11 protein-coding genes are annotated in these 12,503 nt (G+C 62.7%); 8 read left to right on the forward strand and 3 right to left on the reverse strand.

Annotation, left to right across the window (positions count from 1 at the left end; all coding sequences use genetic code 11):
* Positions 1-2 precede the first annotated feature (2 nt).
* Positions 3-1,337, reverse strand: a complete 1,335-nt coding sequence (gene glnT, locus M5C56_RS17915; protein ID WP_103495371.1) for a type III glutamate--ammonia ligase — start codon at positions 1,335-1,337, stop codon at positions 3-5.
* A 290-nt stretch (positions 1,338-1,627) separates the two neighbouring features.
* Between glnT and M5C56_RS17920 the strand changes: the two genes are divergently transcribed.
* The 7 genes from M5C56_RS17920 (at position 1,628) to M5C56_RS17950 (ending at position 9,238) form a co-directional block, all read left to right on the forward strand.
* A complete protein-coding gene (locus M5C56_RS17920) occupies positions 1,628-2,227 on the forward strand; it encodes a helix-turn-helix domain-containing protein (RefSeq protein ID WP_177098893.1) in 600 nt (199 codons plus the stop codon).
* Between the two features lie 230 nt (positions 2,228-2,457).
* The gene (gene purU / locus M5C56_RS17925) at positions 2,458-3,324 is read left to right on the forward strand and encodes a formyltetrahydrofolate deformylase (protein ID WP_247263225.1); all 867 of its coding nucleotides are present in this window, start codon (positions 2,458-2,460) and stop codon (positions 3,322-3,324) included.
* Positions 3,321-4,226: a bifunctional methylenetetrahydrofolate dehydrogenase/methenyltetrahydrofolate cyclohydrolase FolD gene (gene folD, locus M5C56_RS17930; protein WP_103497287.1), complete on the forward strand. Its 906-nt coding sequence runs from the start codon at positions 3,321-3,323 to the stop codon at positions 4,224-4,226. Before purU ends, folD begins: the two co-directional genes overlap by 4 nt.
* Entirely contained in the window at positions 4,208-5,449 is a 1,242-nt protein-coding gene (locus tag M5C56_RS17935; RefSeq protein WP_103497286.1) for an FAD-dependent oxidoreductase, read from the forward strand. Before folD ends, M5C56_RS17935 begins: the two co-directional genes overlap by 19 nt.
* A 13-nt stretch (positions 5,450-5,462) precedes the next feature.
* Entirely contained in the window at positions 5,463-5,768 is a 306-nt protein-coding gene (locus tag M5C56_RS17940; RefSeq protein WP_103497285.1) for a sarcosine oxidase subunit delta, read from the forward strand.
* Positions 5,765-8,668, forward strand: a complete 2,904-nt coding sequence (locus M5C56_RS17945) for a 2Fe-2S iron-sulfur cluster-binding protein (protein ID WP_103497284.1) — start codon at positions 5,765-5,767, stop codon at positions 8,666-8,668. The genes M5C56_RS17940 and M5C56_RS17945 overlap by 4 nt, the downstream gene beginning before the upstream one ends.
* Positions 8,669-8,671: 3 nt before the next feature.
* Positions 8,672-9,238 (forward strand): sarcosine oxidase, encoded by a 567-nt coding sequence (locus M5C56_RS17950; protein ID WP_103497283.1) that lies wholly within the window; start codon positions 8,672-8,674, stop codon positions 9,236-9,238.
* Between the two features lie 70 nt (positions 9,239-9,308).
* On the opposite strand, the gene M5C56_RS17955 is transcribed toward M5C56_RS17950, so the two are convergent.
* Positions 9,309-9,560 (reverse strand): DUF1652 domain-containing protein, encoded by a 252-nt coding sequence (locus M5C56_RS17955; protein WP_103497282.1) that lies wholly within the window; start codon positions 9,558-9,560, stop codon positions 9,309-9,311.
* Between the two features lie 200 nt (positions 9,561-9,760).
* Positions 9,761-11,674 (reverse strand): PAS domain S-box protein, encoded by a 1,914-nt coding sequence (locus M5C56_RS17960; RefSeq protein WP_152739472.1) that lies wholly within the window; start codon positions 11,672-11,674, stop codon positions 9,761-9,763.
* Positions 11,675-11,896: 222 nt separating this feature from the next.
* Here M5C56_RS17960 and M5C56_RS17965 point away from each other — a divergent pair, with 222 nt between their 5' ends.
* Entirely contained in the window at positions 11,897-12,439 is a 543-nt protein-coding gene (locus M5C56_RS17965; protein ID WP_103497433.1) for a DinB family protein, read from the forward strand.
* The last annotated feature ends 64 nt before the right edge of the window (positions 12,440-12,503 follow it).

Raw genomic sequence — 12,503 nt, forward strand, 5'->3', positions numbered from 1 at the left:
GGTCAGAAGAATTCGGTGTAGCGCTGGATTTCCCAGTCGGAGACATGGCGGCTGTATTCCACCCACTCCATGCGCTTGAGCTTGATGAACTCGCCGACGATTTGCGGGCCCATGACCTCGGCGAACAGCGGGTCGGCTTCGAGGGCGTCGGTGGCTTCCTTGAGCGATTGCGGCAAGGTCTTGATGCCCCGGGCGGCGATCTGCTCCAGGCTCAGGCTGTAGAGGTTTTCGTTGCAGACATGCTCGACTTCCAGTTGCCGGTCGATGCCGTCCAGGCCTGCGGCGATGATCGCGGCGCTGACCAGGTAGGGGTTGCAGCCGGCATCCGGCAGGCGGAATTCGAGGCGTCCGTAAGGCACGCGGACCATCGCCGAGCGGTTGTTGGCGCCGAAGGCGATAAAGGCCGGGGCCCAGGTCGCGCCGGACAGGGAGTTACCCACCACCAGGCGCTTGTAGGAGTTCACCGTCGGCGCGGCGAAGGCACACAGCGCCGGGCCATGGGCGAGCAGGCCGGCGGCGAAGTGATAGGCCAGCTTCGACAGGCCCATGCCGCTCGGGTCGCTGGCGTCATGGAACAGGTTCTTGTTCTCGGCGCTGGCGATCGACAGGTGAAAGTGCATGCCGTTGCCGGCCCGCTTCGGGTCGGGCTTGGGCATGAAGGAGCAGATCATGCCCAGGTCGTTGGCAATCTCGCCGGCAGCCATGCGGAAGAAGGTGAAGCGGTCGGCCGAGGTCAGGGCATCGCTGTAGGTGTAGTTGATCTCGAACTGGCCGTTGGCGTCTTCGTGGTCGATCTGGTAGACCTCGAAATCCACCGCTTGCAGCGCCTCGGTCAGGTGCTCGAGAAACACCCGGGAACGCGACAGGCCCTTGTAGTCGTAGCAGGGCTTGTCGAGGTTGTCGCTGGCGTCGACCGCTTGCAGCTTGCCCTCGGCGTCACGGCGGAACAGGCTGAACTCCGGTTCCAGGCCAGTGTTGAGGGTCCAGCCCTTGTCCTGCAGGCGCTGGACCTGTTGTTGCAGGACATAGCGGCTGTCATAGGGATGCGGCTGGCCGTCGACATGCCCGACACAGACCACGCGGCCGTACCCCGGCTGCCAGGGCACCGGCGTCAGGGTCGACAGATCGCCACGGGCCATGAAGTCCGGACCGTGGGGCTCCATGCCCATGCCGCAGATGGCGAAACCGGCAAATCCGGCCCCTTCTTCCGCCACCGTCTTGAGTCCGCACACCGGCACCGATTTGGTTTTTGCCGCGCCATGGATATCGACAAATTGCGCAAGCACGTACTTGATCCCGTGCTTGTCGATAAGGCGCTGGGTTTCTGCTGGCAACATGGGGTCTTCACTCCTCGTGAAAAGGCAAAGCGCTAGGGATGGAGTTGACGCTCTCAACCTTCTTTATTCCGCAGAAGAAAGTTAATTTCTCTTCAGGAATGCAAAGCCCTTGCCAAGTCCCGCCATGCCGAAATGCGACATCAGTGACCGCGCATTTGTGCTGTATATATGGGAAAATTGTTTTCCTTGTGGGAATACACCGCAGCGGCGGACCACACAGGTTGCCGCCTTGCACTTTCTCAGTGCGAAACTAATATTATTGAACAGAAACCGTGCAGGTCCCGATGAATATGCCGAACGAGCTCGAACCCCGCCTCAAGCTGGAGCAGTACCTGGGCATGCAGATCAAGCGCCAGCGCCTGGCCCAGGACCTGAAGCTGTCCGATGTGGCGAAGATCGCCGGCATCAGCCAGGGCATGTTGAGCAAGATCGAAAACGCCCAGGTGTCCACCAGCCTCGATACCCTGAGCCGCCTGTGCGACGTGCTCGGGCTGCCGATGTCCAAGCTGTTCAGCCAGTACGACCAGCAAGGTGGCAGTGCCCTGCTGGTCAAGGCCGACCAGGGCATGGAGGTGGTGCGCCGGGGCACGGAGAAAGGCCACACCTACCACCTGCTCAACCATACCCGCGGGCCGAAGAAGAGCTTCGAGGCGTATATGGTCAGCATGGATGACGCCAGCGAGGAGTTTCCGACCTTCTCCCATCCCGGCACCGAGTTCCTGCATCTGCTCGAAGGCGAGCTGATCTACCGCCACGGCAATCAGCTGTACCGCATGGAAGCCGGTGACAGCCTGACCTTCGAAGGCGAAGTGCCCCACGGTCCCGAGCAATTGGTGCAGGTGCCGATCCGCCTGCTGTCGATCATGAACTACGGCAACGGCAACGAATAAACCCGCCCCTCGCGCACGACGGCCAGAAACGCTGTCGTGCCGCCTGATATTTCCCACCAGTTAAAAAACTTTCAGAAACCTCTGGACGTCCCCCGCGCACTTCCCCTATAAAGCCGCTATTGGGAATATTTTATTCCCTATAAGAAAATACGCTTCATCCATGAAGCTGGCTTCACCGTTGTTTTTTATCGCCCTGCGATGAGCTGCCGCCACCCTCCCGAGGACGCGTCATGCAACACGACAAAAACCATTTCATCATCAAGATCAGCTGTCCGGCGGTGTCCGGGATCGTCGCCGCCGTCACCACTTACCTGGCGGACAACGGTTGCTACATCGGGGAGATGGCGCAATTCGACGACGAGTTCAGCGGCAAGTTTTTCATGCGTGCGGTGTTCCGCTTCAACGACGGCCTGCCCGCCGATATCGAGACGCTCAAGGCCGGCTTCGCCGACGTGGCCAAGGCCTTCGACATGGCCTGGGAGCTGCACGATACGCGCCAGCCCATGCGCGTGCTGCTGATGGTCAGCAAGTTCGACCATTGCCTGACCGACCTGCTCTACCGCTACCACAAGAGCGAGATGGACATGACCATCACCGCCATCGTCTCCAATCACCTGGACCTGCGGCCCATGGCCGAGCGCGAAGGCATCCGCTTCATCTACCTGCCGGTGACCCAGGACACCAAGGCCCGCCAGGAAGCCGAGCTGATGACCATCATCGACGACACCCGCACCGACCTGGTGGTCCTGGCGCGCTACATGCAGATCCTCTCAGACGACCTGTGCCGGCAGCTCTCGGGCCGGGCGATCAATATCCACCATTCGTTCCTGCCCGGTTTCAAGGGTGCCAAGCCCTATCACCAGGCTTACCAGCGCGGGGTGAAACTGATTGGCGCCACCGCCCATTACGTCACCAGCGACCTGGACGAAGGTCCGATCATCGAGCAGGAAGTACAACGGGTCGACCACGTGTACCGCCCCGATGACCTAGTGGCGACCGGTCGCGACACCGAAACCGTGGCCCTGTCCAAGGCGGTCAAGTACCACCTGGAGCACCGGGTTTTCCTCAACCAGGACAGAACGGTGATCTTCCGGTGAACACACCCCGACTGATAGATGGCAAGGCCGCTTCGGCGCGGGTCCTGGAACAGGTGCGTCGTGAAGTCGGCGAGCTGCTCGCCCAGGCGGTGCAACCGGCGCTGGCAGTGATCCTGGTGGGCGGCGACCCGGCCAGCCAGGTCTATGTGCGCAACAAGATCCTGCGCGCCGATGAGGTGGGGATTCGCTCCCAGGAGCATCGCCTGCCCGGCGACACCAGCACCGAGCAGTTGCTGAACCTGATCAAGGGCCTCAACGACGATCCCTCGATCAACGGCATCCTCCTGCAACTCCCGCTGCCGGCGCAGATCGACGAACTGCGGGCCCTGGAAGCCATCGACCCGCGCAAGGACGTGGACGGTTTCCACAGTGAAAACGTCGGCGGCCTGAGCCAGGGCCGCGACGTGCTCGCCCCTTGCACTCCCAGCGGCTGCCTGCACCTGCTGGAACAAACCTGCGGCGATCTGCGCGGCAAGCATGCGGTGGTGGTCGGCCGCTCGAATATCGTCGGCAAACCCATGGCGGCTTTGCTGCTCAAGGCCGATTGCTCGGTCACCGTGCTCCACTCCCGCAGCCGTGATGCCCAGGCGCTGTGCCGCCAGGCCGATATCGTGATTGCCGCCGTCGGCCGCGCCGGCCTGATCGACGCCAGCTGGCTGAAACCGGGAGCGGTGGTGATCGATGTGGGGATCAATCGGATTGATACCGGGAATGGCAGCCGCCTGGTCGGCGATGTCGATTTCGCCAACGCCCTGCCCCAGGTCTCGGCGATTACTCCGGTCCCCGGCGGCGTCGGCCCGATGACCATCGCCTTCCTGATGAAAAACACCGTGATAGCCGCCCGCCAGCAACACCAGGCGCAACGCAACCAATCGGAGGCCGTATGCCATTCAATCTATTGAAATACGGACTGAGCGCCGAATACCCGGTGGACGTCGACCTGCCGCCGCCCTGCGAGCTCAAGCCGTCCTATGACGTGGTGATCATCGGCGCCGGCGGCCATGGCCTGGCCACCGCCTACTACCTGTCACGCTACCACGGCATCAACAATATCGCCGTGCTGGAGAAGGCCTACCTGGGCGGCGGCAACACCGCGCGCAATACCGCGGTGATCCGCTCCAACTACCTCACCAGCGAAGGCGTGCGCTTCTATGCCGAGTCGGTGAAGCTGTTCCAGAACCTCTCCAACGAATTCGACTTCAACATCATGTACTCGGAGCGCGGCCAACTGACCCTGGCCCACACCGATGCGACGGTGCGCTCGTTCCGCCAGCGCGCCGAGGTCAACAAGCACTTCGGCGGCCGCACGGAAATGATCGACCGCCAGCAGATTCGCGAGCTGGTGCCCAGCCTCAATCTCGACCCCGGCCATCTGCCGGTGATCGCCGGGCTCTGGCATATCGACGGCGCCACCGCGCGGCATGACGCGGTGGCCTGGGGCTACGCCAAGCAAGCGGCCAAGCGCGGGGTGGAGATTCATCAGCTCACCGAGGTCCAGGACCTGGTGATCGAGAACGGCCGGATCCGCGCGCTGAAAACCAATCGCGGCACCCTGCAGTGTGGCTGCGTGGTCCAGGCCATCGCCGGGCACAGTTCGCTGTTGATGGCCAAGGCCGGGATCCGTTCGCCGATCCAGACCTTTCCCTTGCAGGCCATGGTGACCCAGCCGTTCAAGCCCTTCCTCGATCCGCTGGTGAGCTCCTCGGCGCTGCATTGCTATGTGCAGCAGACCAGTCGCGGCGAAGTGGTGTTCGGGGGGGGCTCGGACCCCTACCCGCTGTTCAACAGCCGTTCGACCCTGGACCTGAAGGAAAGCCTGCTGGCCCATGCCATCGAGATGTTCCCGTTCCTGGCCAACGCCAAGCTGATGCGCCAGTGGGCCGGGATCACCGACATGACCCCGGACTACAGCCCGATCATGGGCCTGTCGCCGGTGGAAAATTACTACCTGGACGCCGGCTGGGGCACCTGGGGCTTCAAGGCCACGCCGATCTGCGGCAAGACCATGGCCGAGCTGGTTGCCAGCGGCGGCCGGGTGCCGGAGCTGATCAAGCCCTTCGGTCTCGAGCGTTTCAGCACCTTCCAGCAAGTCAACGAAATGGGCGCCACGGCGGCCAGCCACTAATGGAGAGCGGACTGTGAAAATCATCAATTGCCCGCTCAACGGGCCGCGCAATATCAGTGAGTTCACCTACGGCGGCGAGTTCAAGCCGATGCCGGACCCGGGCACCTGCAGCGATGCCGAGTGGGCGGACTATGTCTTCAACAGCGAAAACCGCGCCGGGGTGGTCCGCGAGTGGTGGATGCACACGCCTTCCAGCTACTGGTTCCTGGCCGAGCGCCACACCGTCAGCGACGAGATCATCCGCACCTTCGATGCCAGGGAACTGTTCAGTTCACGGCTCGACTTCAATGCCCCTCAGTCCCGGGAGATCGCCGGATGAACAGTTTCAACCGCCTGCCCGCCCCCATGGGTTTGCTGATCGACCGCGACCAGCCGCTGGACTTCAGCTTTGACGGCAAGGCCTACCAGGGTTTCAAGGGCGACAGCATCGCCAGCGCCCTGCTCGCCAATGGCCGTTTCCTGCTCTCGCGCTCCTTCAAGTACCACCGCCCCCGTGGCCCGCTGACCATGGCCGGCCAGGACGCCAACAGCCTGGTGCAGTTGCCTCGCGAGCCGAATGTGCTGGCCGATGCTTATCCACTGGAAGCCGGCCTTGAGGTCCAGGGGCAGAATTTCAACGGTTCCCTGGATAACGACCGCGATGCCTACCTCGGCAAGTTCTCCAAATTCATGCCGGTGGGCTTCTATTACCGCTCGTTCTACAAACCCAAGGGCATGTGGAAAGTCTGGGAACCGATCATTCGCAAGAAAGCCGGCCTGGGCGTGCTCGACCTGAAGTTCCAGCCCGAGTACTACGACAAGGCCTATCTGTTCACCGACCTGGCGGTGATCGGCGCCGGGCCCGCCGGGTTACAGGCGGCCTTGACCGCCGCCAACTGCGGGGCCCAGGTGCTGTTGATCGAACAGCAACCGGTGCTCGGCGGCGCCCTCGCTTACGCGCGTTTCGATATCGCCGGCAGCCGTGCCGAGCACCTGCGCCGGGAACTGCTGGAGGCGGTCCTTGGCCACGCCAATATCCGCGTGCTGAGCGACGCCACCTGTAATGCCTGGTTCACCGACAATTACCTGCCGGTGATCCAGGGCAAGCGGATGTACAAGGTCCGCGCCCGCCAGTGCCTGGTGTGCAGCGGCGCGTTCGACCAGCCGGTGATTTTCCGCAACAACGACCTGCCCGGCGTCATGCTGTGCAGCGCCGCGCAACGCCTGATGAAGCTCTACGCGGTCAAGCCGGGCAAACGCGCGGTGGTGTTGACCGGCAACGATGACGGCTACTACACCGCCCTCGACCTGCACGACCAGGGGGTCGAGGTGGCCGCGCTGGTAGACCTGCGCAATAGCGCCGACCCGGCCCTGTCCCGCGCCCTGGAGCAACGCAAGATCCCCCACCTGACCGGTAGCACGGTCTATGAAGCCCTGCACGAAAAGGGCATGCGCCACGTCAACGGTGTGGAGGTGCGCACCATCAGCGGCCAGGGCCAGGTCAGCGACAGCGGCCTGCGCCTGGACTGCGACCTGCTGTGCATGTCCGCCGGCTATATGCCTGTTTACCAGCTGCTTTGCCAGGCCGGCGGCAAGCTGGCCTACGACGACCAGAAGGCCGAATTCAACCTCAGCGGCCTGCCGGCCAACCTCGCTGTCGCCGGTTCCGCCAATGGCCGTCATGGCCTGGACAACGTTCTCGCCGACGGTGCCAATGCAGGGCTCGACGCGGCCAGGGCCCTGGGGCTGAGCGTCGGCGCCGAGCGGGCGAACTACGCCCGGGAAAACCCGGTGAATTTCGACTGGCCGATTTTCCCGCACCCCAAGGGCAAGGACTTCGTCGACTTCGACGAGGACCTGCAGGTGCGCGATATCATCAACGCGACCAAAATCGGCTACCGCGACGTGCAACTGGTCAAACGTTATTCGACCGTGGGCATGGGACCGTCCCAGGGCCGCCATTCGGCCTTGCCCACCGCACGCCTGGTCGCGGCCTCGACCCAGCGCAATATCAGCGAAACCGGCGTCACCACGGCCCGACCGCCGTTTGTCGCGGAAAAGCTGGCCCACGTCGCCGGCCGCGCCTTCGATCCTTACCGGCAGACCCCGATGCACCGCCGTCACTTGGAAGCCGGCGCGAAAATGATGCCCGCCGGCATCTGGCAACGCCCGGCGTTCTACGGCAAGGCCGAAGACCGCGAGCGCTGCATGCAGGAAGAAGCCCGCCACGTACGCAGCAAGGTCGGCCTGATCGACGTCTCGACCCTTGGCGGCCTCGATATCCGTGGACCGGATGCGGCCGAGTTGCTGAACCGGATGTACACCTTCGCCTTTCTCAAGCAACCGGTGGGCCGCTCGCGTTATGCGCTGATGACCAACGAACAGGGCGCGGTAATCGACGACGGCGTCTGCGCGCGTTTCGCCGAGGAGCATTTCTACGTCACCGCCACCACCAGCGGCGTCGACCGCATCTACCAGCAGATGCTCAAGTGGAATGCCCAGTGGCGCCTGGACGTGGACATCGCCAACGTCACCGCCGCCCTTTGCGCGGTCAATGTGGCCGGACCCGATTCGCGCAAGGTCCTGGAACAGCTCTGCCCGGACCTCGACCTGAGCGCCGACGGTTTCCCGTACCTGGCGGTGCGCCAGGGCACGGTCGCGGGGATCAAGGCACGGTTGCTGCGGGTCGGTTTCGTCGGCGAGCTGGGCTATGAAATCCACGTGCCGGCCCGCCATGGCCTGGCGCTCTGGGATGCCCTGGTCAGTGCCGGCCAGGCCCACGACATCCGGCCCTTCGGCGTCGAGACCCAGCGTCTGCTGCGCCTGGAAAAAGGCCACGTGATCATCAGCCAGGACACCGACGGCATGACCCATCCGGCGGAGATCGACATGGGCTGGGCGGTCAGTCGCAGCAAACCGTTCTTCGTCGGTCGGCGCTCGCTGGACATCCTCGAAGCCCAGCCGCTCAAGCGCAAACTGGTGGGTTTCACCCTGCCCAAGGGCAGCCCGCAACCGCTGGAGGGCCATCTGGTGCTCGACGGTGCGGACATCAGCGGCAACGTCACCTCCTGCGAGTATTCCGCAAGCCTTGGCCGAATCATCGGCCTGGCCTATGCCGGGGCACGCCAGAGCGAGCCGGGGCAACAGATTCCGATCCGCGTCGAAGGCGCGATCGTGGTCATGGCCACCGTGGTGAAACTGCCTTTCTTCGATCCCGAAAACCTGCGTCAGGGGCTTTGACTCATGTCCATTTTCGCCACGCATGACCCCATCGTGACTGCCTTGCCAAGCCACACACTGAGCGATTTGACCGACCTGCCGCGGGTCGGCTTTCGCGGCCGCGACAGCGCCCAGGCGCTACAGGCCAGCGGTTTCAGCCTGCCGGATCGACCCAACCGTAGCGTCACCCAGGAAGATGGCAGCCAGGTCATCAGCCTGTCGGCCAGCGAGTACCTGCTGCTGGGCAGTCCCCGGGACCATGGCTTGCGAATCGCCGATGAAGAAGCCCGCTGGGAACTCGACCATCAGGCCAACTACTTGCTACCACGCCAGGACAGCCATGCCTGGCTGCAACTGAGTGGCGAACGGGTGCCCGAGGTGATGGCAAAGATCTGCGGGGTCGACCTGCGTCCGCAGGCCTTCGGGCCGGGGTCGGTGGCGCAGACCTCGGCGGCGCGGATCAACGTCATCGTGATCAATCCCCAGGTAGCCGAGGTCGCGACCTTGCATATCCTCTTCGACCGGGCATCACTCAGCTATTTTCGCGGGGCGTTGCTCGATGCCCTGGCGGAATTCGGGGTGCAGGACTAGCAACAGCCTTCGGCAGAAGGCTGGCGTGAACGGCGGGTGACGCGTTTGACAGCCGGTGGTGGGTACGAACCTAGTTCATGCCACCGGCAAAAGCCCTGCGCCCGGCCTTCATCTCGGTGCGCAATTCGCCGATGAAATTGGCAATCGAACGGATGCTGGTGAAGCCGCTGGTGGATACGCCATTGAGCTGCAGATCCACGCGACCCGAAATCGGATCGAAGATCTTGATCATCAAGGCACCGCTGGCATTCACCGTGCAGGTGCAGGACAGCGGAAGAAAGCCGGATTCAATGATCTGGCAGAGCTCTGCTTCTGGAATCATGCTGTTCATCCTTGAGATCGGTCCGGGTAGTGCTTGACGGGTCCAGCATAGACCGTTTTTTTCAAACGCAAGACTCTGCGCGAGCAGATCGCTCAAGGGACTGTGATGCCTGTCACAGACAGGCACCCATCCTGCCGCGCCATCCGACGAATTGCACTCCCCCGCGACACATGGCCGATATGGCCTCGCGGCAGCACCTCTCAGCGCTGCTGCGAGGCAAAGCGGCCCTTGCCCGCCTGCTTCGCTTCGTACATTCGGCTGTCCGCCTCGCGCAACAGCTGTGTCGCGGATCTCGGATCATCGCGTCGGTACACCGCAATCCCGATACTCACCCCCACCTGCACGGTGGCCGCCCCGATCAGCACCGGCTCATTGATCAGTTGGATCAGTTTTTGCGCCAAATGCTCCGTGTCCTGGGTGCCGCCGAACTGGCCCTCCACCACGGCGGTAAATTCATCGCCCGCCAGCCGGAACACCGCATCCGTCTCCCGCAGGCAGGTCTTCAGCTTCTCGGCCACGATCTGCAGCAACAGGTCGCCGATTTCATGGCCAAAGGTATCGTTCACCGCCTTGAAACCATCCAGGTCAAGAAACAGCACCCCCAGGGGAACGCCGGTCCGGCGTGCCCTGGCCATTGCGTTGGGCAGGTATTCGAGCAAGGAGCGGCGATTTGGCAATCCGGTCAGGGTATCGGTCAACGCCTCTTTCTCACGGCGCTCGGCCATGGCCTTGCGTTCGGTAATGTCGTGCAGGAAAACACTGAAAAACCGGTGCCCATCGATTGCGACCGGACTGATCCGCACCTCGACGGGAAAGACCGTGCCGTCACGCCGCAACGCCGATATCTCCAGGCGTTGGCGCAGCGCTTCATCATCACCGGTAGCCAGATACTGCCGCCACGCCGTCAGACGAGCCTCGCGCATGGCCGTGGGGATGACCAGTTTTTCCAGTGACTGGCCCAGCGCTTCATCACGGGACCAGCCGAAGGTCGTCTCGGCCATGCGGTTCCAGGCCCTTATGGCGCCGGCCTCATCGATACTCACGTAGGCATCGCTGGCGTGCTCCAGCACCGCCGACAGCTCCGCCTCACGCTGCCTGAGCTCGCGATCGGCCTGCAGCCGTTGCAGCATCGTATGGGAGAGCATTTCATTGGCCCGCTGCAACTCCGCGGTACGTTCCTCGACACGCTGCTCCAGCCCGTGCCGCAGCGCCTGCAGGGACGCCTCGGTTTCCTTGCGGCGCTGGATGTTCTGGACCGTTGCGATGTAGTACTCCAGGTCACCGTCCACCGACAGCAGCTTGGCCACATGCAGGTCGACCCAGACCGAGGAGCCGTCCTTGTGCCGGTACCTTTTCTCAAGCTGATAACGATCGATTTCGCCACGGTTCAACTGGCGCAACAGATTCAAGTCACTGTCCAGGTCGTCGGGGTGAGTGATGTCCTGGAAGCTCAGGGTCATGAGTTCGTCCGCGTCGTAACCGACGATGGAACAGAACGCACTGTTGAGGCTGAGGAAGCTCCCGTTGCCCGCGACCGCCGCAATGCCCGTGGGCGCCAGGGCAAAGGCGGTTTTCAGGCGCGCTTCACTGGCCGCAAAGGCCGCCGCGGAGTGGGTGATATGGGAACGGGACAGCAACGCCGCCTCGCGCATCTGGAATTCCCGGCTGACCAGCCCGGCAAAGTCCTCCAGGATCTGCTGCGCCTCATCGGTGAAAACCCGGGCCTTGATATCTATCGCGCAGAGCGTACCCAGCGCATAGCCCTCGATGGAGCGGATCGGCGCGCCCGCATAGAAACGAATATGTGGAGCGCTGGTGACCAGCGGATTGGATGAAAACCGCGGATCATTCAGCGCATCCTGGACCACCATCGTATGCTCTTGCTCGATGGCAATGGTGCAGAAGGAAATATCCCTGGGTGTCTGCCGGATGTCCAACCCGACCCTGGACTTGAACCACTGGCGGTCGCTGTCGATCAGCGAAATCAGCGCAATGGGCATCCCGAGCGTGGCGGACAGCAACCGGGTCAGGCGATCAAAAACCGGCTCTGCCTCGGTGTCGAGCACCTCCAGAGCGCGCAACAGCTTTAAACGTCCAGCTTCGGTATGGGGCAAAATAGACGACCTCTCTCAGCTGACCCACCTGCGTTCTCCCTTCCATGTCGAGAATAGTGCAGCGATTCGCTCTGGGCGTGTGTTGGAGCCGCAGGCCACGGTCAGCACGGCTTGATGCTCACAGCATATGCCATTCTGGGTGGGCTTCAAGAAGGGGATGGTATTAGACTGGGCCGGGCGATGAGTGCGGGGCGCTTGTCAAATGATCAAAGGATGAGCGCAGTGAGCCGTACCAGACATATCTGCCTGATGGCGGACTACAACCAGTGCATGAACGCCAAGGTCTATGCGTCGGCCAAGACTTTACCCGAAGAAGAGCTGGGCGCCGACAGGAAAGCCTTTTTCGGCTCGATTCTCGGGACGTTGAACCATCTGGCGGCCGGGGACAGGGTCTGGCTACAGCGATTCGCCCGGCACCCGGCGCAATACCTGGCCCTGGAGCCGATTCGACAACTGCCCACGCCCGAGCGCCTCGACCAGTTGCTGTTTCCCGGTTTCCAGGAGCTTGCGGTGCATCGGGCATGGCTCGATCAAATCATTGTCGAGTGGTCGGGCTCGCTGACAGAGTCGGACCTGGAGCATCCGCTCCACTACAAAAGCATGAAAGGCGTACCGGCTGACAAAAACTTCTATGGCCTGGTCATGCATTTTTTCAACCACCAGACCCATCATCGTGGGCAAGTGACCACCTTGCTGTCGCAGGCAGGTGTCGATGTCGGGAGTACGGATCTGGTGGAGCTTGTTCCGGACGAATTCCCCACATAATTGACGCCCGCTACCGTCCTGCCTTCCACGAAGGCGACGGGGCGTCCGACTCAGCGGTTCTTCG

The sequence above is a fragment of the Pseudomonas sp. MWU13-2862 genome (genome assembly GCF_023242495.1).
GTDB lineage: Bacteria > Pseudomonadota > Gammaproteobacteria > Pseudomonadales > Pseudomonadaceae > Aquipseudomonas > Aquipseudomonas gingeri_D.